This window comes from Denitrobacterium sp. (assembly GCF_056180635.1).
Genome location: NZ_JAZZJS010000016.1, coordinates 1 through 22422, shown reverse-complemented (window position 1 = coordinate 22422; position 22422 = coordinate 1). Strand labels below are relative to the sequence as shown.

The following is a 22422-nucleotide window of genomic DNA, read 5'->3' as shown; positions in this document are numbered from 1 at the left end:
ATACACCGCGCTTTTGCGTGCTGGAGTGCTCCGCAATGCTAGAATGGCAGGCAGTTTCTAAATTCCAGCGAAGGAGAACCGCATGGCAGACGTAACGCCCGTCGTAGGCATCATCATGGGCAGCAACAGCGATATGCCCGTTATGGAAGCTTGCATGAAGCAGCTCGACGAATTCGGCATCCCGTACGAAGTGAAGGTGGCAAGCGCCCATCGCAAGCCGCTCGAGGTGCATGAGTGGGCGTCCTCGGCCGAAGAGCGCGGCATTCGCGTGATCATTGCCGCAGCTGGCAAGGCTGCGCATCTGGGTGGCGTCGTTGCTGCCTACACGCCGTGCCCCGTCATCTGCGTTCCCATGAAGACGAGCGACCTGGGCGGCCTCGACAGCCTCCTTTCCATGGTGCAGATGCCCAGTGGCGTGCCCGTGGCCTGCGTTGCCATCAATGGCGCTAAGAATGCCGCCATCCTGGCCCTGCAGATGCTCGGCACGGGCGATGCCGACCGCCGCGAGCAGATGGCTTCCTACAAGAAGGAAATGGCTGATGCCTAAGCTTCTCATGGCCAACGAGGCCTTCGCCTACGCGGCGTTGGAAGCGGGGGTGAACGTGGTTGCCGGCTATCCCGGCACGCCCTCCAGCGAGCTGGTCGAGACGGTGGCAAAACTGCATGCGTCGGGCGTTGCCCAGGGCGTGCACGTGGAATGGTCCACCAACGAAAAGGCCGCCCTCGAGCTTCTTGCCGGCGCTTCCATGAGCGGCGCGCGCTGCCTGTTCACGTGCAAGCAGATGGGCATGAACGTCGCGAGCGACGCGCTCATGAGCTTGAATTACGTGGGCATTCGCGGTGGGCTCGTGTTGTTCGTGGCCGACGATCCCGGCCCCATTTCCAGCCAGACCGAGCAGGACACGCGCCGGTACGCGAATTTCGCGAAGGTCCCCGTGCTCGATCCGAGCACGCCCGACGAGGGCTACGCCATGATGAAGGAGGCCTTCGAAGTCTCCGAACGGTACGGCACGCCGGTAATCGTGCGCCCCACCACGCGCGTGAACCATGCGAGCACGTTTTTCGACGTGCCCGAGCAGACGCATGCGCGCCCCATTCCCGAGGGCGGGTTCCAGCGAAGCGACAAGTGGATTATCTTTCCCCGTCGTGCCTATCAGGCCCACGGGGAAATCAACGAGCGCTTGGCGGCGATTGCGGAAGAGCAATCGGCGGGCGCGTTCAATCAGGTGGAACAGTGGGGCGAAGAGCCCGTGTTGGGTATTGTGGCCGGTGGCGTGAGCAGCGCATATGTGCGCGATGCCCTGGCTTCCCTGCAGGAAGAGGCGCAGCGTGCGGGGGCCGAGCTTCCCGCGTACCGCTTCCTGCATGTGGGCGCGCCCTTCCCGTTCCCCCAGGGCAAGGCTTTGGAATTCGCGCGTGGCCTGCGGGATATCATCGTCTTCGAAGAGCTCGACCACGTGCTCGAAGATGAGTTCCTGAAGCTTGCGGGACTCCATCATCTTCCGTATGCCGTGCATGGCAAGCTCGATGGCTTCACCCTCAACCGGGGCGAAAACAGCATCGACGACGCCATCGTGCGACTTCGGTCGTTTCTTGCAGGTGGTCCCTTGCAGGCCGATGGGGAACAGGCGTCCAGCGAAAGCGCCGTTCAGGCACCTATGAGGCCGCCGGTGCTCTGCGCGGGCTGTCCTCATCGCGGTGCGTTTTTCGCCGTGAAGCGTGCGGTGGGGAAGCGCCCTGCCGTGTTCTGCGGCGATATCGGATGCTACACGCTGGGCAATGCGAAGCCCCTCGACGCTATCGATACGTGCCTGTGCATGGGCGCGGGCATTACCATGGCGCAGGGCTTTGCCGTGGCCGAGCCCGGTCGGAAGTGCATTTCGTTCGTGGGCGACTCCACGTTCTTTGCGAGCGGCATCACGGGCGTTGCCAATGCGGTGTACAACCAGCATGACATCACCGTCTGCGTGCTCGATAACGCCACCACGGCCATGACGGGTTCGCAGCCGCATCCTGGAACGGGCCAGACGCTCATGGGCCCGAAGACGAAGCCCATCAGCATCGACGCAGTTCTGCGCGCTCTTGGCGTCACCTGCATCGTGCATGCGAACCCGCTGTTCGCCGAAGAGGCCATGAGCGCCGCGCGAGAGGCCATCGACTTCGAGGGGCCGTCCGCCATCATCTTCGAGTCGCCCTGCATGCAGCTCGTTCGTCCCGAAGAGCCCGCGGTCGTCGATTCCGAAGCCTGCATCTCGTGCCGCAAATGCCTCACGTCGCTGGGATGCCCGGCAATGGCGTGGCTCGACGGCAAGATGAGCATCGACCCCACGCTGTGCTATGGCTGCGGCCTCTGCGTCGACGCTTGCCCCGTGCAGGCGATTTCCGCTCCCGTTCGCGAGAATGGCCAGGTGCCGTTCAGCGCGTTTCGGAAGGAGGCGAACTAGCATGCTCAACGTGCTTATCGCCGGCATCGGCGGGCAGGGTTCTGTTCTGGCCTCGAAGATTCTGGCCCAGGCAGCGCAGAATCGCGGCTGGCAAGTTCGCACTGCCGAAACGATTGGCATGGCGCAGCGCGGCGGCAACGTGACGTCCCATATTCGCATGGGCAACGGCGGCGAGCAGATTCACTCTTCGCTCGTGCCGCATGGCATGGCCGACCTCATCATCGCGTTGGAGCCTGGCGAGGGCGTGCGCGCTCTTCCGTATCTCGCACCCGATGGCCTGATGGTATGCGCTTCCACGCCTATCCCCTCGGTGGCGGTGAATCTGGCGGGGTCTAGCTACGACGCCTCTGAACTCGTGACGTTCCTGCGTGAGCGGGCATCGCATTTCGTGCTGGTTGACGAGGCCTCCATTTGCGACGAAGCGGGAAGCCGCAAGGTTGCCAACGTCGTCATGCTTGCCGCTGCCGTCATCTGTTCCCGCAGGTGCGAGGCGGGTCTTCGCGATGCCATTGGCCTTGACGAATTGACGCGCGCGCTGGAAATGTGCGTGAAGCCGCGCTTTATTGCGCTAAACTGTTCCGCAATTGAACTGACGAACCAGGCGCTCTCGAGCGTCGAGTAGACCTAGGCGATGATCTGGCTATGCAAATGACCTCCAGCCAATTCGACTTGCTTTCCAAGCAGCTTCACAACCTCAAGGAACGTTCCCCGTTCTACGCGAAGAAGTTCGAGGGCATCGACCTCGACGCCGTAACGTCCCAGGCCGATTTCGAGAAGCTGCCCTTCAGCGAGAAGGCTGACCTTCGCGAAGCGTATCCGCTGGGCCTTTCCGCCGTGCCCGAAGAGCAGATCGTGCGCATCCACAGCAGTAGTGGCACCACGGGCACGCCCGTCATCGTTCCCTACACCGCCAAGGACGTCGACGACTGGGGCGAGATGTTCAAGCGCTGCTATGAAATCGCGGGCATCACGAATCGCGACCGCATTCATATCACGCCTGGCTATGGCCTGTGGACTGCGGGCATTGGCTTTCAGAATGGCGCCGAGAAGCTGGGCGCCATGGCCATTCCCATGGGTCCGGGCAACACCAACAAGCAGATTCAGATGATGATCGACCTGAAGTCCACGGTGCTGTGCGCCACGGCAAGCTATGCGCTGCTGCTGGCCGAGGAAATCGAGAAGCGCGGCATCCAGGACCAGATTCACCTGCGCAAGGGCGTTATCGGCAGCGAGCGCTGGGGCGCCAAGACCCGCGAGCGCATCCAGGAGATTCTGGGCATCGAGCTCTACGACGTCTACGGCCTCACCGAGGTCTACGGCCCCGGCATTGGCATCAGCTGTCCCCAGAACGACGGCATGCACGTGTTCAACGACTACGTGTACGTGGAAATCATCAACCCAGAAACGGGCGAGGTGCTTCCCGACGGCGAGTGGGGCGAAATCGTGCTCACCACGCTGCAGAAGGAGGGCGCGCCGCTCATCCGCTTCCGCACGCACGACCTGTCGCGCATCGTGCCCGGCACGTGCGCATGCGGGCGTGAAGACGTTCGCCTCGATATCATCTCGGGTCGCTCCGACGACATGATGAAGATTCACGGCGTGAACGTGTTCCCCAGCCAGATCGAGGAAGTGCTCTCTGGCTTTGAAGGCGCTTCGAGCGAATACCAGATTCGCATCTCGCATCTGGATGGCCGCGACACCATGCGCCTGTACGTGGAAGCCGTTAGCGGCGAAGTCGACTTCGCGGCCCTGGGCAAGCAGATTGCCGCCGAGGTGAAGAGCCGCATCGGGTTCACGCCGCTCGTGAAGGTCGTCGAGCTTGGCTTGCTGCCGCGCAGCGAGAAGAAGAGCAAGCGCGTATTCGACGAACGCTACGAGTAGAAGCTCCTTGCAAAACCGAGGGACGGCCTGCGCATCGCGTGGGCCGTCCTTTTGTGTGCATATGGGCGAGATGTTCCCTTTTTCGCGTCGTGATGTATAATACCCCTAATACTTTAGCACTTTAGCGTGCTAAAGTGCCCAGGTCAAGCGGCGAATACGCTTCAAACAACTTAGAAAAAGGAAGCTGTTTGGCGTTAGTCCGACCGTTATACTTGTAGGTACTCGAAGGAAAGGCGGGGTGATATGCACTACGTTACGCCAGCGGGATTGCGCGATGTCATGCCCGAGGAGGCACTGCGCCGCGAGCAGATCGGAACCCTTGTTCAGACGCTGTTCTCGAGCCATGGGTATGCCCCCATCGAGACGCCCTCGCTCGAGCGCATGGATGTCCTGCGCGCCGCAGGTCGCATTCCCTCCTTGCCGTTCAAGTTGTTCGACGCATCGGGCGACCTGCTTGCCCTGCGTCCCGACGTTACGATGCAGGTTGCACGCATGTGCGCAACGCGCCTGCGCGGCCAGGCCGGCCCGTTCCGCTTCCGCTATACCCAGCGCGTGTTCCGCGAAGCCGACCAGCAGGCGGCATCGCGCGAGCTCACGCAGATTGGCCTTGAATGCTTGGGTGTGGAAGGCGCCGAGGTCGACGCCGAAATCGTGGGCTTGTTCGTATCCGCGCTCCGCACCGCGGGGCTTCAGGAGTTCAAAATCGCCCTGGGCACGGTGGGCGTCCTGCGCGCGCTGCTGGAAACGTGCCCTGCCGATGGCGCCTGGAAGAACGAGGTGCTCGAGGCCTACCACGCCTCGGATTTCATCGAGCTCGACCGCCTTACCTCGCTTCCCGAGGTTCCCACGGCGTTTGCACGTGCCATCGCCCAGCTTCCGCTCATTCGTGGCGGTCGCGAGGCCATCGAACGCGCACGCCAGCTCGCCGAGCCCCTGGGTTGCGCACGTGGCCTTTCCGATTTGCTCCGCACGTTCGACATCCTCTGCGAGCAGGGCATGGAAGACGCGCTGCTCATCGATTTCAGCATCATGAGCTCGTTCGATTACTACACCGGCGTGGTGTTCGAGGCCTACGTGCCCGGCATGGGCGCCAGCTTGGGCAGCGGCGGCCGCTACGACGGCATGCTTGCCGCGTACGACGGCGACTCCCTGCCCGCCGGCGGTTTCGCGTTCTATCTCGAGCAGGTCATGGCCGCGCTTGCGGGCGAAGCGGAAGCCAGCCGCCCCTTGCGCGTAGCCGTTCCCAAGGGTTCGCTGAACGCCGATACCATCCGCGTGCTTTCGGAGGCTGGGCTCGACACCACAGGCCTCGACGACCCCGGTCGCCAGCTCATCATCAGCAATCCCGGCGTCGATTACATCATCGTGCGCCCCACCGATGCACCTGTGTTCGTGGCCATGGGCGCCGCCGACTGCGGCATCTGCGGTCGCGATAGCCTGGTGGAGGCCAGCCCCGATGTGGTCGAGCTGGTCGACCTGCAATATGGCGCTTGCAAGTTCGTGGTGGCGCAGCCCAAGGGGGCCACGCCCGCGGTGCAGGAACGCTATCGCAAGCTGGGCAGCATCCGCGTTACCACGAAGTACCCCAATATCACGAAGGCGTATTTCGACCGCATCGGCCAGCAGGTGGAAATCGTGCGCCTGCATGGCAATATCGAGCTCGGTCCGCTTATCGGCATGTCCGACCGCATCGTCGACATCACGGCGACGGGCACGACCCTGCGCGAGAACAACCTGGAAGTGGTGGACGACGTCATGGAATCCACGGCCCGGTTCTTCGCCAATCCCTGCGCGTTTCGCATGGACGAACGCGTGTTGCGTCTAGCTGAAACCCTGAAATCCAACATCGCAGAATAAGAAGGAGAGTGACCAATGCGACGTGTAGTGCTGAAGGCGGGAGAAAAGTTCAATAACGAGCACTTGAAGCGTACGAGCGCATTCAATGCGCAGGCGCTGAAGGCGGCTACCGACATCGTCGAGGCGGTGCGTCAGGGAGGCGATGCCGCGCTGCGCGATTTCACCGCTCGCTTCGATGGCGTGGAACTCGAGTCGTTCCGCGTGAGCCAGGAGGCAATCGACGAGGCCCTGGCAACGCTCGACCCCAACCTCGCCAAGAGCCTCCAGCACGCCGCCGACCAGGTACGCGAGTTTCACGAGCGTCAGCTCCAGGAAAGCATCTTCGCCGTGCGCCCCAACGGCGCCTTGGTGGGAAGCAAGCTCACGCCCATCGAAGCCGTGGGCATTTACGTTCCCGGCGGTCGCGCGCTCTATCCTTCCAGCGTCATCATGAACGCCATCCCCGCTCAGGTGGCGGGCGTCGAGCGCATCGTATGCGTGACTCCTCCCACGAAGGATGGCTCGCTCGACCCGGCCGTGCTCGAGGCATGCCGTATCTGCGGCGTGAGCGAGATCTATTCCATCGGCGGCGCCCAGGCTATCGCCGCGCTGGCCTATGGCACCGAAAGCATCGAACCCGTTAACAAGATCACGGGTCCCGGCAATGCCTATGTTGCCGCTGCCAAGAAGATCGTCATGGGCGATGTGGGCATCGACATGATTGCCGGCCCGTCCGAGGTGTGCGTCGTCGCCGACGAAACGGCTGACCCGAAGATGGTCGCCATCGACCTCATGGCCCAGGCCGAGCACGATCCGCTGGCTAGCTGCTACCTGGTGTGCTTCGACTCCGAGTATGCCGATAAGGTGGAAGAGAACATCGAGGCTCACATGCAGCGCAGCACGCGTGCCGAAATCACCACGGCAAGCCTGCGCGACCAGGGCCTCATCGTGGTTTGCCCCGATATGGAAACCGCCATGGGCGCCGTGAACGTCATTGCCCCCGAGCACCTGGAAATGCACATCGCGAATGCCATGGGCCAGTTGGGTGCCGTCAAGAATGCGGGCGCCATCTTCCTGGGCGAGTGGACTCCCGAAGCCGTGGGCGACTACGTTGCCGGCCCCAATCACACGCTTCCCACTGGTGGTACCGCCAAGTTCAGCAGCCCGCTCGGCACCATGGACTTCATGAAGCACTCTAGCGTCATCCAGTACACGCGTCAGTCGCTGGCCGACGACGGCGAGGCCATCGTGGCAATCGCCGATCGCGAGGGCCTGTGGAGCCACGCTGAAAGCGTGCGCCTGCGCCTGCAGGAGCTCAACCGTGGCTAAGCTGCGCGCTTCCAACTCGCTTCTTCGCGGCGTCGAGCCCTACGACCCGAAATACCTGCCCGCGCAGGTGGGGCTCAACGCCAACGAGACCACGTTCGACGTGCCCGCCAGCGTGCGCCAGGGCATCGAGGAGGCGGTTGCGCGCGTCGCGTTCAACCGCTATCCCGACCCGATGGCCAACGAGCTGCGCGATGCCATCGCCCAGTGGCACGGCGTTGCGCGCAATCAGGTGGTGTGCGGAAACGGCGGCGACGAGCTGCTGTTCAACCTGGCGCTGGCGTGGGGCGGCGAGGGCAACGCGCTCCTGAACACGCCTCCTACGTTCAGCGTGTATGCCGCGAATGCGCGTCTCACGGGAACGCGCGTCATCGACGTTCCCCGTCGTGCCGACTTTTCGATCGATGAGGAAGCGGTTATCGAGCGTGCATCGCGAGGCGATGTGGGCATGGTTGTCATCACGAGCCCCAACAACCCTACGGGCGATGTGGCCCCGGTGGCGTTCATCGAGCGCCTCTTGCAGGCCACCAATGCCCTCGTGCTGGTAGATGAGGCGTACATCGAATTCGCGCCGCAGGAAGCGAGCGCCGAGCCGCTGCTTTCCGCGTACGACAACCTTGCTATCCTGCACACGTTTTCCAAGGCGTATCGCCTGGCGGGCGCGCGCATGGGCTACCTGCTTGCGTCGCCTGCGGTTGTGGAGGAGCTCACGAAGGTTCGCCAGCCCTATTCGGTGGATGCCGTCTCGCAGGCCATCGCCCTCGAGGTCGTGCGTCATCGCGATGCGTTCGCCCAGGGCATCGAGCTCGTCGTTCGCGAACGCGAGCGTCTTGCGGGGAAGCTTGCGCAACTTCCCGGGGTGACGGTGTATCCCAGCGCGGCGAATTTCCTGCTCGTTCGCTTCGACGTCGATGCGGCGAGCGTCTGGAAGCGCCTGTACGAGCGGGGAGTGCTCGTGCGCGACTTCAGCGCGGGCGTCCTTACGGCTGGTTGCCTGCGTATCAGCGTGGGCACGCCCGAGGAAAACGATAAGCTGTTGCTTGAATTGCAATCGATTCTGGCGTAGTGGAAGGAAATGCCATGGCCGCAGAACAGCGCATAGCGCACGTTTCGCGCACCACCAAGGAAACCGATATCGATATCACCATCAACCTCGATGGCACGGGCGTTACGGATATCGACACGGGCGTTCCCTTCTTCGACCATATGCTCGACGCATTCGGGCGCCATGGCCTCTTCGACCTCACCGTGCGAGCGAAGGGCGATATCGAAATCGACGCGCATCACACCGTCGAGGACTGCGGTATCGTGCTGGGCCAGGCCATCGTGCAGGCGCTGGGCGAGAAGCGCGGCATCGTTCGCTTCGGGAACAGCTTCGTTCCCATGGACGAGGCGCTTCTGCTGGCTGCGATCGACATTTCCGGGCGTGGTCAACTGCACTATAGCGTCGACGTGCCCATTCAGATCATCGGCACGTTCGATACGTCGCTTGCGAAGGAGTTCTTCATTGCGCTGGCAAGCAATGCCGGCATTACGCTGCACGTGCGCAGCCTTGCGGGCGAAAACGCCCATCACATCATCGAGGCCGCTTTCAAGGCCGCGGGTAGGGCGCTTTGCCAGGCGACGCGTATCGATGAGCGCATCGCTGGCGTGCTTCCCTCCACCAAGGGCGCGCTCTAGCGCATATACGCCAAGGAGTTTTACATGATCGCCGTCGTCGATTATTGCAAGGGTAATCTGAAGAGCGTGCAGCGCGGGCTTGCCGCGGTGGGCGGGGAAGCGGAAATCGTTTCCAGTCCGCAGCGCATCGCGTCTGCCGAAGCCATCGTGCTTCCAGGCGTGGGCGCGTTTGCCGACGCCTCGCGCTCGATGCGGGAAAGCGGCCAGATGGACGTCATCCGCGAGCGCATCGAGGCAGGCGTGCCCTTCCTGGGTATTTGCCTGGGTCTGCACCTGCTTCTATCGGAGGGCACCGAAGGCGCTTCTTCCGCGCCGGGCGAAGAGGGTGCCACAACGCCAGGACTTGGAATCGTCTCGGGCTTGGTAGACCGCATGCCGTCACACGATGCCTCGGGTGCGTTCTACAAGGTTCCCCATGTGGGCTGGAATGCCATCGAGCCTGCTGCCGGCGTGGGCGATGCGTGGGGTGGCTGCCGCTTGCTCGCGGGCATTCCCGAAGGCGAATATTTCTATTTCACGCACAGCTATGTCGCGTCTAGTAACGACTGCACGGTCGCTACGACGCGCCATTCAATTTCGTTCCCGAGCGTCATTCAGCGCGGAAACGCATACGGCGTGCAGTTCCATCCCGAGAAATCCTCGGATGCGGGCTTGGCCGTGCTCCGCAATTTCATGCGCATCGTCAAGGAAGGTTAACAATGTATCTGCTCCCTGCCATCGATATCCTGGACGGCCGTGCGGTGCGCCTTGCGAAAGGCGACTACAATCGCGTCACGGTGTATAACGAAGATCCTGTCGATCAGGCGAAACGCTTCGAGGAAGCGGGCGCCACGTGGATTCACGTGGTCGACTTGAACGGCGCGCGTTCGGGCAAGCAGGAAAACATCGCGCTCATCGAGCGCATCGCCGAGTCCACGTCTCTGAAGGTCGAGAACGGCGGTGGCATCCGCGACATGGCGGCTTTGCAGCGTCTGTACGATGCTGGCGTGAGCCGCATGGTGCTGGGAAGCGCCCTGGTGGTCGACAAGGAGTTCGCCGAAGACGCCATCGGCTCGTTCGGCGACATGCTCTGCGCTGGCATCGACGCCCGCGGCGGGGAAGTGGCCATTCAGGGGTGGCGCGAGGGTGCTGGCGTTCCCGCCGAGGAACTCGTTGCCGAAGTCGCGCGCGCGGGTTTCAAGCACTTGGTATACACCGATATTTCCCGCGATGGCATGCAGACGGGCATCGACGCCTCCGCGTACGAGCGCATGGCCCGCGTGTTCGGCAATCCGGTTATCGCCAGCGGTGGCGTTACCAACATGGATGACCTGCGCAACCTTTCCCAGGTGGCGCAGTCTATCGAGGGCGTTATCACGGGCCGCGCCGTATACGAGGGGACGCTGAGCGTTTCCGAAGCCCAGGCATTCTGCGATAGCCTGCGGTAGCGATTCGCAGTTCGATTGGCTTTCTGCCGCCATGGGGTGGTTGGATGGAAGTGGGAAGGAATACGATGCTCGCAAAACGCGTGATTCCCTGCATGGATGTGAAAGACGGTCGCGTCGTGAAGGGCGTGAACTTCGTGAACCTGCGCGATGCGGGCGACCCTATCGAGCTCGCGCAGCGCTACGACGAGCAGAAGGCCGACGAGGTCATCTTCTTGGACATCACGGCCACGCACGAAGGACGCGCCACCACGGTTGCCCTGGCTAGCAGGGCGAGCGAAGAGCTGCATCTGCCGTATTGCGTGGGCGGCGGTTTCCGCACCGTCGAGGATATACGCACGATGATTGCTGCGGGTGCCGATAAGGTGTCGGTGAACAGCGCCGCCGTGGAAGACCCCACTATCATCACGCGTGCGGCCACGGCATTCGGAAGCCAGGCTATCATCTGCGCTATCGATGCAAAGCAGGTTGCGGGCAATCCCAACAAGTGGGAAGTGTACGTGCATGGCGGGCGCAAGAACACCGGCATCGACGCCGTTCAATGGGCCCAGAAGGTCGCGTCGTGCGGTGCGGGCGAGATTCTGCTCACGAGCATGGACCGCGACGGCAGCAAGGACGGCTTCGACATTCCCCTCACGCGTGCCATTGCGCGTGCGGTTGATATCCCCGTCATCGCGAGTGGCGGCGTGGGCACGCTGGAGCATTTCGCCGAGGGCATCATCGAGGGCGAGGCTGATGCCGTGCTGGCCGCGAGCGTGTTCCACTTTGGCACCTATACCGTGCGCCAGGTGAAGGAATACCTGCGCTCCCAAGGTGTTCACGTGCGCCTATAGCAAGACTCCGGCACAGAAGAAGGGGAGCGCGGCTTCGATGCTCGCGCTCCCCTTGTTGTTGCGTGTCGGCTTATCGCTAGGCGGTCTTCGCGTACCAGGCGATGCCTTCGTCGTGCCAGCCCTTGCTCACGAGCTGATTGCGCTCGCTCGTGCTCACCGTGAAGTTGTGGCTTCCCGTGGTGGCATTCGGGTTGTATTGGCGGTACAGGGGCACGCCCGTGCTGCTAGCGCTGTACCAGCCCACGCCTTCGTAGCGCCACCCTAAGCTCACGAGATTGTCGCGCTCGTTCGTGGAAAGGGTGTAGTGATGATCGCCGGCATTGGGGTTGTATAGGCGGTAGACCGCGTCGCCCGAATCGGGTGCCGTCCATCCCTTGTCTTCCCAGTTCCAGCCAACGAGCGTCAGGAATTCCGCTTCTCGATTGCTGGCCGTGTAGAAATGCTCGCCGCTATTGGGGTTGTACAGGCGGAACATGCAGCCCGATGGGTAGGCGCTTTGCAGGAAGCGCATGTTCAGGTCGGCGACGTTCACGTCGGTGGTGTTGCCGGGGATGCCGGGGAGTTGGGCCTGCGAGTTGTATTGCCAGAGGCCGCATCCCGTGCTGGCGAGGTTGCTGAAGCGGCCGCCGAACGGCGTGGTTGCGTAGTTGTCTTGCCCGGGAGTGTAGTAGCCGTCTTTGTAGTAGCGCGCCACCCAGCGCCAGTCGCTGTCCACCTCCACGTCGGCGAGTTGGTCGGCCCACCACGAGCAGCTGGCGTACACGCCTACCTCCCAGTAGCCGTTGTTCTGCAGTTCGCTTCGGAACGCGTCAACGATCTCTTTGTAATCGCTTCGGGTGTTGTACGCAGTGCCGTTATCCTTGTCGCATTCCTCTAGGTCAAGGTAAATGGGCAGCGAGAGCTCTTCGTAGGTGATGCCCTGCTCTCGTAGCTGGCGCAGCACGTGCTGCGCTTCGCCACGCGCTTCTGCGGCATTTGTGGCATACGAGTAAATGTACACGCCAAAGGGGATGTTGTTCTCGCGGCAACCGCGTATGTTGTTAGCCCACTGCCCGTCATCTTGGGTGGAGGTGTTGCGGCCCCAGCCGCAGCGTACGATGGCATAGCGCACGCGCGTCTTGGCCTTGGCCCAGTCGATCGTCTTCTGGTGATGGCTCACGTCGATGCCGAACTTCACCAGGTCGGGCGAGGTGGATTGCGCGGTGAGGCACGATGCCTCGCCAGCGTTGAACGCCCCGTCGGAATCGGAGCCGTCGATGCGTTCGCCATTGGAGTAGCGCCAGCTGTTTTCCAGACCGTCTTCCTCGCTTGCCCATGCGGCGGGAGTGGCCATGAAAAGCGCGGCGATTGTGCAAAGCGCTGCTGCCGCAAGGAAGCTATACGCAGTTCGAGCGATACGAGTGCGATTGCGTGCCATATACATCCCCCTGTTTTGATTCCTAGTGGGTACCACTTTACCACTCCCTTGGAACCGACGTGTGAATTCGGGCAATCGGGTCAAACGTTTGAACGCCGCTGAACCATTGCGGCGCATGCGTTCCTTCCTTGCATTCGTTTGGGCTGTGAGCTGCCGGGACGCATTCTGTTCGCTTTTGGGCCGAGAAGAGGCGTCTCGCGCCAAACTCGTTTGCAATCCTGCGCTTGCGGCCGGGTTGTGCGCCCACAACTGGGGTATCATGGTACAAACGTTACCTACCGAAGGAGAATCCGTGGTATCCCTACTTGGCCTTATCGTCCTCATCTTCCTGTTCCTGTTCTTTGGCGGCGTATTCGTCGTTCAACAGCAGCAGGAATACATCATCGAGCGCTTCGGGCGCTTCAACCGCACGGCTCTGCCTGGCCTGCATCTCAAGATTCCCTTCGTCGAGCGTATCGCCTCGAAGGTCGACCTGCGCACGCGTCAGACCGCCATGCAGATTGATGGCAAGACGAAGGACAACGTGACCATCACCATGACGGTGGCGGCTCAGTATCACGTCAATTACGATCGTGGCACCGACCCCACGCAGAGCGGCGTGTTCCGCAGCTACTACATGCTGGCCGATCCGGAAGACCAGATGCGCGCCTACATTGCCGACGCCCTGCGTTCTGCCATCCCGAACTACGATCTCGATGCCGTATTCGACAATAAGGACAGCATCGCTGCCGATGTGAACACCACGGTTGCGGCTCGCATGGTCGGCTATGGCTACGACCTGGTGAGCACGCTCATCACGGCCATCGGCCTGCCTGCCGACGTCGAGGCTTCCATGAACAAGATCAACTCCGCGCAGCGCGAGAAGGAAGCCGCCCAGGCCCTGGCTGATGCCGACCGCATCAAGGTCGTCGTCGAGGCCCAGGCTCAGGCCCAGGCCATGGAGGAATCGGGTCGCGGTATCGCCGCGCAGCGCAAGGCCATCGCCGAAGGCATCGCCGGTTCCCTCGACGTCATCCGCGAGTCGGGCGTTTCCACGCGCGAGGCGAACGAGCTGTTCCTGTTTACGCAGTGGGCGGAAATGATGGGCGAATTCGCCAAGAAGGGCGGTTCCGCCACGGTTGTTCTGCCGAATGACTTCAACCAGACGGCCAGCATGTTCGAGCAGATGCTCGCGGCGAACAAGGCCGACAGCAACAAGTAAGCTCTCGTGGGCATTGCACGGCCGGGGTTGCGCATGCGCCTCGGCCGTTGTATTTTTCCTACACCCGATATGCGAATCCATGCGCAGGAGGCGTGCAATGAACAAGGAAACCGACGCTCTTAGTATCGCCGATCTTACGTACAACGACGCGGGGCTCATTCCGTGCATCGTGCAGGATGCCTCCACGAAGGACGTGCTCATGATGGCGTGGATGAACGCCGAAACGGTGCAGCGCACCATCGACGAAGGCACGACTTGGTTCTTCTCGCGCAGTCGCAATAAGCTGTGGCATAAGGGCGAGGAAAGCGGCAACGTGCAGAAGCTCGTCGAGCTGCGCTACGACTGCGACGCCGATACGCTCTTAGCCTTGGTGGAGCCTGCGGGCCCCGCATGCCATACGGGCGAGACCAGCTGCTTCTACCGCTCCTTCAATCTGTAGGCATCGCCCGCATGCCTTCGAGCAATTCTCCTCGTGCCATAGAGCCCGAAGCAGCGCTCAAGCGCCATTTCGGGTACGGTTCCTTTCGTGCCAATCAGGCCGATATCGTGCATGCCATCCTGGCGGGTCGCGACGTGCTGGCCGTCATGCCCACGGGCGCGGGCAAGAGCGTGTGCTACCAGGTGCCCGCCGTGTGCATGGCCGGGTACGCCATCGTGGTGTCGCCGCTTATTTCGCTCATGAAAGACCAGGTGAACTCGCTCGAGCAAGCGGGCATTCCCGCCGCGTTCGTGAATAGCTCCATTTCTCCCCTGGCTCAGCGCGATACGCTCAAGGCGGTGGAAGCAGGGCTCGTTCGCCTGCTGTACATCGCGCCCGAGCGTCTGTCGCGCGACGACTTTCGATCGTTCTGCATGAAGTGCCCGCCTTCGTTGCTTGCCATCGACGAAGCGCATTGCATCAGCCAATGGGGGCAGGATTTCCGTCCCGACTACCAGAACATCTCTTCGTTCGTGGAGGAGCTGCCCACGCGCCCCGTTGTCGCGGCGTTCACCGCCACGGCTACGCGTCAGGTGCGCGACGACATCCGCGAGAGCTTGAAGCTGCGCGACCCCCTGCAGGTTACGGCCAGCTTCGACAGGCCCAACCTGCATTTTTCGGTAATGCGCCCCACGGGCAGCAGTGGTCCCAAGAGCAAAGATGGCATGCTGCGTAGCATCGTGAAAGAACACGAGGGACAGGTGGGCATTGTCTACTGCATGTCGCGCAAGGCGGTGGAAGAGGTGTGCGACACGCTCAACGGCTGGGGGTATGCTGCAACGCGGTATCATGCCGGCTTGGGCGATAGGGAACGCAAGGCCAACCAGGAGGCCTTCGTGTACGACCGTGCGCAGATCATGGTCGCCACCAATGCGTTCGGCATGGGCATCGACAAGAGCAACGTCAACTACATCGTGCATTACAACATCTCCCTCGACCTGGAAAGCTATTACCAGGAAGCGGGCCGCGCGGGCCGCGATGGCGAGCCAGCCGATTGCATCCTGCTGTACGCGCCCAAAGATGTGCGCACCGCGGAATTCCTCATCAACGCGGGCTATAGCGAGCAGCCTGGAGTCGACGCGCCCACGCGCGCTGAGCTGCTGCAACGCGCGAAGCGGCGCCTGAAGATGATGACGTTCTACGCTACGACGCAGGATTGCCTGCGCAAGTTCATCTTGAACTACTTCGACGAGGAAGCTCCTGGCTATTGCGGTTCCTGCGGGAACTGCGAAACGCAGTTCGAGGAGCGCGACGCCACGGTCGACGCGCAGAAGATCATCAGCTGCGTGTATCGTCTTCAGCAGCGCGGACGCACCGTGGGGAAGAGCACCATCGTCGATATCCTGCGTGGCTCGCGTGCCCAGAAGATGACGCTCGGTGGGTTCGACACGCTTTCCACGTACGGCATCATGGCCGAAGAGGGTTCGCGGCATATCCGCTTCATCCTCGACGCGCTGGTGGAGCGGGGAATCCTCGCGCAAGTCGACATACGTGACGGGAAATTCCAGGTTATCGAGGCAACTGCGGAGTCCGCGAAGTTCATTCGCTCGAAGCGCACGCTCACGTTGAAGGTTCCCAAGGAAAATGACCTCGACCGCGATAGGAAGCGCATGCGCGAAGGGCGCCTGGGGCCGGTGGGCACGCCGCGTAATCGCGGGCGCTCTGAAGCTCCCGCGAACCCCGAGCTATTCCGCAAGCTCAAGGAGCTACGTGCCGACATCGCTGCTGAAGCGGGCATTCCCGCCTACGTGGTGTTCAGCAATCACACGCTGCATGACATGTGTCGCAGAATGCCGCATGACGAAGCCGAGTTGCTCGAGGTGAGCGGCGTGGGGCAGGTGAAGGCCGACCGCTACGGCGCCGAATTCCTGGAAGCGATCAACGCAGCGCGCAAGTAGCCGCTATTTCTGAACGCCCTGTTCGATGACGTCGTGCAGGCTCTGGCGGTCGTACACGCCAATCTTGCGATACAGGTTCGACACGTGGTGCTTTACCGTGCCGTTCGCGATAACCAGTTCCTTCGCGATATAGGGAATGCTGCGTCCGCGGGCGAGCAGCGCCAGCACTTCGCTTTCGCGATTGGTGAGGCCGAATGCCTTCGAGATGTTCGCGCAGCGTTCGTCAAGAGATACCGTGGCGGCATGCACGGGACGCGTGCGGTAGAGCTTCATCAGGTCGGATTGCGTGAAAACGAGCATTCCCACGACGATTGCCACGATGGCGCAGGTGAGCATGGTGTCATGCATCCAGTCGCCGTTTGCTCCCGCTTCGGGGTGAGCGAGCAGTCCGTGGATGGCGACAGTGCCCACGGCGCTGCCGATGCGCGTGGCGAACATGGCGAGCGCGAAGTAGCGCACAGGAGGCTTGCGCATGCGGAATGCCAGGTCAGTGGAGACGAGCATCACGAGCATGTCGAGCGCGTAGATGCCCACCATCACCAGGCCGTTGCCCACGTTGGCGAGGAGCTCGGGCGCGATGACGACCATGATGAGCCCGCATGCGATGGCGGGGACGATGAGGCGGTAGAGTGCCACCGGTTCGATGGACGGCGGAAACACGATGGTGGATACGAGCACCGCGGCAAGGATGAGGCCCGCAGCCAGCGCAGATGCGTTGATGGATTGCCAGCCCTCCGTTCCCATCGAGGGGAAGATTGCCTGGGACGTGCCCCATACGATGCTTAGAAGCACGAGCGGCACGAAGATGAGGGCGGTGGGCTTCGACTCCATTTCGAATTGCGTTTGGGCCGCTTCGCGCTTGGGCTCATTGCGCGAGAGGTACAGCACGAGCAGCGAGATGGTGGGTGTTATGGCAAGCAGGGGAGCGCCAATAACCACGGGGATGCTCGTGAGCGCGAAGAAGAGCACGAAGGCGAAAACGTACGAGGCCATGAGGCAGCGGGTCACGCGGCCCATGGCGAGCGTGCTCCAGAATTCGCCCCACATAGCCAGAAGAAGTGCATTGCCAAGCGAAAAGGCGATGACGCCCACGATGAAGAGAATCTGGCCGACGGTACCGCCGATTGCGGTGGCTGCCACCAAGCCGAACGAGCCGCCAGTAGCCAGAAGCGAGCAGATGCCATAGCAGGGAATCTTGTTCACGAGGGGCATGAGCGATTTCGGGAGAAACGCGACTACCAAGTATCCAAGCGCCGTGGCAACCATGACGAGCGACAGGGGCCCGGAGCCTTCGTTGGTATGCAGGGACAGCATGTTCGAGCACATGGCGATCATCCACCATGCCTGCCAGAAACCCAATCCGATAAAGGTTAGGAGCGATCCGTTCGTTCGCGGACGCAGTGCCATAGTTCCTCCCATGCGACAGAATTCGGCCTCTTCGCGGGCGTCCCTCCCGTCCGCGCGCTGTCGCGTGGGGCACATTCTACCCCAGTCGCGCTCGAACGGGGTCTATTTCACGCAATGGCTTATGGGCCAAAACGGTTCATTTTTGCAAATGGGCTGCTCTAGCCCATGGTTCCCCGCGTAAACCGCCCGTAAGATGCGTGCTGTGCCGCGAGGAGCGGCATGCGCGTCGGCAGGGAGGCCGATGCGTTTTCCGATTAGGAGGGAATGGATTATGACGGATATTTCTCGTCGCGGGTTTCTCACCGGCGCCGCGCTCACGGGCGTAGCCGCCGCTGCGGCATCTCTCACGGGATGCGGCAACACGAAGTCCCGCACCGAGGAGGCTGCAACCGCAGCTTCCACTACGAGCGGTTACGAATGGGAAACCGCTCCCGAGCCCATCACCGACATCGCCAAGACGGTTAATGCCGACATCCTGGTGATCGGCGCTGGCATTTCCGGCTGCGCGTGCGCATGCGCCGCTGCCGAAAAGGGCGCCAGCGTTACGGTGGTTGAAAAGACCAGCAGCTGGAACGGCCGCGGTGGCGGTTTCGGCGCCATCAAGTCCCGTTACCTGGACGAGCTGGGCATCAAGGTCGACAAGGTCAACGCGAAGCAGCATTGGATCGCCCAGTGCGCCAGCCGCGCGAACGAGGACCTCATCGTCAAGTTCTTCAACAACTCCGAGGAAGCCAGCAACTGGCTCCTCGACAAGGCCGAGGCCGCAGGTTGCTCCGTCATGGTTGGCGCATTCTACAGCCACGACGACGTGTACGCCGAGCAGCCTGGCTATCACATGGTTATGGCTCCCGAGGGCAGTGGCATGAAGTCCACGGGCTTCGTGGGCGCCGAACTGCTCTACAACGACGCCGTGAAGGCTGGCGCCGAGTTCGTGTTCGATTCCCCTGCTGAGCAGCTGGTTTCCGAAAACGGCAAGGTCACGGGCGCCATCTGCAAGACCAAGGAAGGCTACGTGCAGTACAACGCCAAAAAGGTCGTGCTCTGCACGGGCGACATCGGCGGCAACCGCGACATGTGCGAAGCCTATGCCCCCATCTGCATCGACTACGGTTTCGATCGCTCCCAGTACACCCCGGTGGGCGTGAACACGGGCGACGGTCATAAGATGGGCATGTGGGCTGGCGCTCAGCTCCAGGACCTGCCCCTGCCCACGATGATGCATCCGCAGGCCTTCTGCTGGTTCCATGGCCCCTTCCTGTTCGTCAACGACAACGGCGAGCGCTTCATGTGCGAAGACACCTGGGTACAGGGCAAGTCCCTGGCCATCAACCGCCAGCCCAACGGCGAGGCTTGGTCCATCTTCGACGCCAACTGGCAGACCGACCTGGTAAATGGCCTGCCCTACGGCGGCGGCATGTTCTGGGATAGCTTCCGCCCCTATGGCAGCGACCTGTCCCTGGCTCCCGCATACTTCGAGACCCAGATCCCCAAGTACATCGAGGCTGGCATGGCATATCAGGCCGACACCCTCGAAGAGCTGGCCAAGAAGATTGGCTGCGACGCCAAGACCTTCTCCGCAACGGTCGAGCGCTACAACGGCATGTGCGAAGCAGGCGAGGACACCGACTACTACAAGAAGCCCGTCTTCCTCACGCCTGTGAAGCAGGGTCCCTTCTATGCTCTGAAGGTTGGTCCCGCGCTCCTCACCGTCACGGGCGGCCTGAAGGTCAACAACGACTTCCAGTGCCTCGGCGAAGATGGCGAGCCCATCGACGGCCTGTATTGCCTGGGCAACGTAATGGGCGACGTTAATGCCGTTGACTATCCCATCAACGTGGCTGGCAACAACCATGGCCGCTGCATCACCTACGGCTACCTGCTGGGTCACGACCTGGCCGGCGCGTAAGCCGCACAACTAGTCTTCATCGCGCGCAAGCGCGTTGGGGAAACCCCTCCCGTGAAAGGGCGACTCGCTTTGTGGCGCGTCGCCCTTTCCATTTGCCCGCGCCGTTTGGGGAAGCCTTTCATTCTTTTGTGAAAGGGGATGCAACTCGTTTGCGGAATGCGCTACACTTCGGTGCACAATCGAATAGCAAAAGCGATGACGAAGACAGCGCCGCGGTACGTGCGAACGCAGAGAAGGGCCCCCAGGCTGAAAGGGCCCGGCAGCATACGCGGTGATTCCCTTTACCAGCTGCGTGGATGAACGCCTTGGCAAGTAGGCCGCGCCGGTCGCCTCCGTAATCGGGCATACAAGTGGGTGGGCGCCATGCCTGCCAACCAGGGTGGTACCGCGAGAGCCCCTTCTCGTCCTTGGAAACAAGGATGGGAAGGGGCTCGTTTCGTGAAAGGAGACATGCATGGCAGTTGTCGATGAACTCATTGCCCTGCAGGCCGAGTCGCTGGCGGCAATCGAAGCCGCGTCCGATACGGCGGCGCTCGAGCAGGTGCGCGTGAGCGTTCTGGGTAAGCAGGGAAGCCTCACCGGCTACCTGCGCGGCATGGGCCAGGTGCCCAAGGAGCAGCGTGCCGAAGTTGGCAAGACGCTCAATGTCGTGCGCAACGCGGTGGAAGGCGCCCTCGAGGCGAAGAAGGCCGACCTCAGCCGCGCCGAGCTGGTTGCAAAGATGGCGGCAGGTGCCGTGGACATCACGCTTCCCGGTCGCGCCCAGCAAGTGGGTACGCGTCACCTCATTAGCCGCATCACCGATGAAATTGCCGATATCTTCCTGGGCATTGGCTACTCCGTTGCCAGCGGTACCGAAGTGGAAAACGACTATTACAACTTCGAGGCCCTGAACACGCCTGCTGACCATCCGGCGCGTGGCATGCAGGACACGTTCTACGTCGTCGACCGTTCGGGCGACACGGCCGCCGTGCGTGGCGAGAGCGACGTGCTGCTGCGCACGCAGACCAGTGGCGTGCAGGCTCATGTGATGGAGCGGCAGAAGCCGCCCATCTACATCATTGCCCCCGGCAAGGTGTACCGTCGCGACGTCGCCGACCCCAGCCACCTTCCCCAGTTCAACCAGATCGAGGGCCTGGTGGTCGACAAGGGCATCACCTTCGGCGACCTGAAGGGCACCATCGATTACTTCTGCAAGCAGATGTTCGGCGAAGACCGCAAGACGCGCCTGCGCCCGCATTACTTCCCGTTCACCGAGCCTTCCGCGGAAGCCGACGTGAGCTGTGGCATCTGCCATGGCGAAGGCTGCCGCTTCTGCAAGGGTACCGGCTGGGTTGAGGTTCTGGGTTGCGGCATGGTCGACCCGAACGTTTTCGGCTACGCCGACATCGACCCCGAAGTGTATTCCGGCTTCGCATTCGGCATGGGCGTCGAGCGCATCGCCTGCTTGAAATACAACGTGCCCGACTTGAGGATGCTTTTGGAAGGCGATATGCGCTTCCTCCGTCAATTCTAGCGGCACGAGAGGCGCTCCGGGCTACGGTCGTTGGGCATATAGCCAACTCCCTTCGCCCGTCGGGCCTCTCGCGCTCGCTAGAACTGCCGGAGTCTCCGGCAGTTGGGTCGCGGGGTTGTTTGGTCCCGCTCGGCCCTTCTGGCCTTCGGCTATGTGGGGGTACGGGGTTTTCGGTAAAGCAGTGGGGTGGAATTCGTTCCGCTCCGAAACAATAAACGTGATTGCTTCTGGTAAAGGAAGATGCACATGAAAGTAAGTTTGAAATGGCTGTCGCAGTACGTGGATGTTCCCGCGGATACGAAGGCCCTTTGCGATAAGCTCGACCTCACGGGTACGGGCGTGGAAGGCGTGGAAGAGCGCGCTGGTGGCTTCACGGGTGTCTTCATCGGCGAAATTGCCGAGAAGGTTCCCCATCCGAATAGCGACCATATGTTCATCACGAAGGTGAACGTGGGCGAGCGCAACGTCAACGCCCAGGGCGAACCCGAGCTCCTGCAGATCGTATGCGGCGCTCAGAACTTCAATGAGGGCGATCGCGTGCCCGTCGCCATGATTGGCGCCGAGCTGCCCGCCGGCAAGATCAAGAAGAGCAAGCTGCGCGGCGAAGTGAGCATGGGCATGAACTGCGGCCCGCGCGACCTGGGTTTCGAAGGCGATAACTACGGCCTCATCATCCTCCCCGAGGATGCCCCCATCGGCATGGATTACGCCCAGTACGCAGGTCTGTCCGACCGCGTGCTCGACCTGGAAATCACGCCCAATCGCCCCGACTGCCTTTCCATGGAGGGCATGGCGCGCGAAATGGGCGCCATGTATCGCGTTCCCGTGAAGAGCGCTATCGAGGGTCACGAGCTGTCCGAGTCGGCCCCCGCAACCGAATCCCTGGTGAGCGTGGAAATCGCCGATGCGAGCCGCTGCCCTCGCTATACCGCGCGCGTTATCCGCGGCGTGAAGGTTGGCCCCAGCCCCGAGTGGCTCGTGGAGCGCATCACCGCTGCGGGCGCGCGTTCCGTGAACAACGTCGTCGACATCACCAACTACGTGCTGTTCCTGCTGGGCCAGCCGCTGCACGCCTTCGACTACGACAAGCTTGCGAAGGACGAGGCCGGCAAGGTGCACATACGCGTGCGCAAGGCCTTCGACGGCGAGCCCTTCACCACGCTCGACGGCATCGA

General features: G+C 62.1%; 19 protein-coding genes. 17 read left to right on the top strand and 2 right to left on the bottom strand.

What is annotated here, in order from left to right:
• The first annotated feature begins 82 nt into the window (after positions 1-82).
• The 11 genes from purE (at position 83) to hisF (ending at position 11424) form a co-directional block, all read left to right on the top strand.
• Positions 83-547 carry a 5-(carboxyamino)imidazole ribonucleotide mutase gene (gene purE / locus AC04P6_RS01470; RefSeq protein WP_475564822.1) on the top strand — a complete coding sequence of 155 codons (465 nt, stop codon included), beginning with the start codon at positions 83-85 and terminating at the stop codon, positions 545-547.
• Positions 540-2444: an indolepyruvate ferredoxin oxidoreductase subunit alpha gene (gene iorA / locus AC04P6_RS01465; protein WP_475564821.1), complete on the top strand. Its 1905-nt coding sequence runs from the start codon at positions 540-542 to the stop codon at positions 2442-2444. Before purE ends, iorA begins: the two co-directional genes overlap by 8 nt.
• Before the next feature lies 1 nt (position 2445).
• Entirely contained in the window at positions 2446-3066 is a 621-nt protein-coding gene (locus AC04P6_RS01460) for an indolepyruvate oxidoreductase subunit beta (protein ID WP_475564820.1), read from the top strand.
• A gap of 20 nt (positions 3067-3086) precedes the next feature.
• Positions 3087-4325 (top strand): phenylacetate--CoA ligase family protein, encoded by a 1239-nt coding sequence (locus AC04P6_RS01455; protein WP_475564819.1) that lies wholly within the window; start codon positions 3087-3089, stop codon positions 4323-4325.
• Positions 4326-4568: 243 nt separating this feature from the next.
• Complete coding sequence (hisG, locus tag AC04P6_RS01450) at positions 4569-6182, top strand: ATP phosphoribosyltransferase (protein WP_475564818.1); 1614 nt, start codon at positions 4569-4571, stop codon at positions 6180-6182.
• A 15-nt stretch (positions 6183-6197) separates the two neighbouring features.
• Complete coding sequence (hisD, locus tag AC04P6_RS01445; protein ID WP_475564817.1) at positions 6198-7490, top strand: histidinol dehydrogenase; 1293 nt, start codon at positions 6198-6200, stop codon at positions 7488-7490.
• A complete protein-coding gene (gene hisC, locus AC04P6_RS01440) occupies positions 7483-8553 on the top strand; it encodes a histidinol-phosphate transaminase (RefSeq protein ID WP_475564816.1) in 1071 nt (356 codons plus the stop codon). Before hisD ends, hisC begins: the two co-directional genes overlap by 8 nt.
• A 14-nt stretch (positions 8554-8567) precedes the next feature.
• Positions 8568-9167, top strand: a complete 600-nt coding sequence (hisB, locus tag AC04P6_RS01435) for an imidazoleglycerol-phosphate dehydratase HisB (RefSeq protein ID WP_475564815.1) — start codon at positions 8568-8570, stop codon at positions 9165-9167.
• A 24-nt stretch (positions 9168-9191) separates the two neighbouring features.
• Positions 9192-9863 (top strand): imidazole glycerol phosphate synthase subunit HisH, encoded by a 672-nt coding sequence (hisH, locus tag AC04P6_RS01430; RefSeq protein ID WP_475564814.1) that lies wholly within the window; start codon positions 9192-9194, stop codon positions 9861-9863.
• A 2-nt stretch (positions 9864-9865) separates the two neighbouring features.
• A complete protein-coding gene (hisA, locus tag AC04P6_RS01425) occupies positions 9866-10594 on the top strand; it encodes a 1-(5-phosphoribosyl)-5-[(5-phosphoribosylamino)methylideneamino]imidazole-4-carboxamide isomerase (RefSeq protein WP_475564813.1) in 729 nt (242 codons plus the stop codon).
• 65 nt (positions 10595-10659) lie between these two features.
• Positions 10660-11424 carry an imidazole glycerol phosphate synthase subunit HisF gene (gene hisF / locus AC04P6_RS01420; RefSeq protein ID WP_475564812.1) on the top strand — a complete coding sequence of 255 codons (765 nt, stop codon included), beginning with the start codon at positions 10660-10662 and terminating at the stop codon, positions 11422-11424.
• Positions 11425-11500: 76 nt separating this feature from the next.
• Here hisF and AC04P6_RS01415 read toward each other — a convergent pair whose 3' ends face one another.
• Positions 11501-12757 carry a GH25 family lysozyme gene (locus tag AC04P6_RS01415; RefSeq protein WP_475564811.1) on the bottom strand — a complete coding sequence of 419 codons (1257 nt, stop codon included), beginning with the start codon at positions 12755-12757 and terminating at the stop codon, positions 11501-11503.
• Between the two features lie 376 nt (positions 12758-13133).
• Between AC04P6_RS01415 and AC04P6_RS01410 the strand changes: the two genes are divergently transcribed.
• From AC04P6_RS01410 to recQ, 3 genes are all read left to right on the top strand, one after another.
• Positions 13134-14042: an SPFH domain-containing protein gene (locus AC04P6_RS01410; RefSeq protein WP_475564810.1), complete on the top strand. Its 909-nt coding sequence runs from the start codon at positions 13134-13136 to the stop codon at positions 14040-14042.
• Between the two features lie 97 nt (positions 14043-14139).
• Positions 14140-14481, top strand: coding sequence for a phosphoribosyl-AMP cyclohydrolase (hisI, locus tag AC04P6_RS01405; protein ID WP_475564809.1), 342 nt, complete (start codon positions 14140-14142; stop codon positions 14479-14481).
• 11 nt (positions 14482-14492) lie between these two features.
• The gene (recQ, locus tag AC04P6_RS01400; protein ID WP_475564808.1) at positions 14493-16418 is read left to right on the top strand and encodes a DNA helicase RecQ; all 1926 of its coding nucleotides are present in this window, start codon (positions 14493-14495) and stop codon (positions 16416-16418) included.
• Positions 16419-16421: 3 nt separating this feature from the next.
• On the opposite strand, the gene AC04P6_RS01395 is transcribed toward recQ, so the two are convergent.
• The gene (locus AC04P6_RS01395) at positions 16422-17777 is read right to left on the bottom strand and encodes a helix-turn-helix transcriptional regulator (protein WP_475564807.1); all 1356 of its coding nucleotides are present in this window, start codon (positions 17775-17777) and stop codon (positions 16422-16424) included.
• A gap of 319 nt (positions 17778-18096) precedes the next feature.
• Between AC04P6_RS01395 and AC04P6_RS01390 the strand changes: the two genes are divergently transcribed.
• From AC04P6_RS01390 to AC04P6_RS01380, 3 genes are all read left to right on the top strand, one after another.
• A complete protein-coding gene (locus AC04P6_RS01390) occupies positions 18097-19731 on the top strand; it encodes an FAD-dependent oxidoreductase (RefSeq protein ID WP_475564806.1) in 1635 nt (544 codons plus the stop codon).
• Positions 19732-20185: 454 nt separating this feature from the next.
• Positions 20186-21247, top strand: a complete 1062-nt coding sequence (gene pheS, locus AC04P6_RS01385; protein WP_475564805.1) for a phenylalanine--tRNA ligase subunit alpha — start codon at positions 20186-20188, stop codon at positions 21245-21247.
• Positions 21248-21493: 246 nt separating this feature from the next.
• Positions 21494-22422, top strand: a 929-nt coding sequence (locus AC04P6_RS01380; protein ID WP_475564804.1) for a phenylalanine--tRNA ligase subunit beta, incomplete at its 3' end; no start/stop codon positions are given.

Coding starts and splice junctions, on each gene's coding strand:
- purE (WP_475564822.1), top strand. CDS start 83: ATGGCAGACGTAACGCCCGTCGTAGGCATCATCATGGGCAGCAACAGC.
- iorA (WP_475564821.1), top strand. CDS start 540: ATGCCTAAGCTTCTCATGGCCAACGAGGCCTTCGCCTACGCGGCGTTG.
- AC04P6_RS01460 (WP_475564820.1), top strand. CDS start 2,446: ATGCTCAACGTGCTTATCGCCGGCATCGGCGGGCAGGGTTCTGTTCTG.
- AC04P6_RS01455 (WP_475564819.1), top strand. CDS start 3,087: ATGCAAATGACCTCCAGCCAATTCGACTTGCTTTCCAAGCAGCTTCAC.
- hisG (WP_475564818.1), top strand. CDS start 4,569: ATGCACTACGTTACGCCAGCGGGATTGCGCGATGTCATGCCCGAGGAG.
- hisD (WP_475564817.1), top strand. CDS start 6,198: ATGCGACGTGTAGTGCTGAAGGCGGGAGAAAAGTTCAATAACGAGCAC.
- hisB (WP_475564815.1), top strand. CDS start 8,568: ATGGCCGCAGAACAGCGCATAGCGCACGTTTCGCGCACCACCAAGGAA.
- hisH (WP_475564814.1), top strand. CDS start 9,192: ATGATCGCCGTCGTCGATTATTGCAAGGGTAATCTGAAGAGCGTGCAG.
- hisA (WP_475564813.1), top strand. CDS start 9,866: ATGTATCTGCTCCCTGCCATCGATATCCTGGACGGCCGTGCGGTGCGC.
- hisF (WP_475564812.1), top strand. CDS start 10,660: ATGCTCGCAAAACGCGTGATTCCCTGCATGGATGTGAAAGACGGTCGC.
- AC04P6_RS01415 (WP_475564811.1), bottom strand. CDS start 12,757: ATGGCCACTCCCGCCGCATGGGCAAGCGAGGAAGACGGTCTGGAAAAC.
- hisI (WP_475564809.1), top strand. CDS start 14,140: ATGAACAAGGAAACCGACGCTCTTAGTATCGCCGATCTTACGTACAAC.
- recQ (WP_475564808.1), top strand. CDS start 14,493: ATGCCTTCGAGCAATTCTCCTCGTGCCATAGAGCCCGAAGCAGCGCTC.
- AC04P6_RS01390 (WP_475564806.1), top strand. CDS start 18,097: ATGACGGATATTTCTCGTCGCGGGTTTCTCACCGGCGCCGCGCTCACG.
- pheS (WP_475564805.1), top strand. CDS start 20,186: ATGGCAGTTGTCGATGAACTCATTGCCCTGCAGGCCGAGTCGCTGGCG.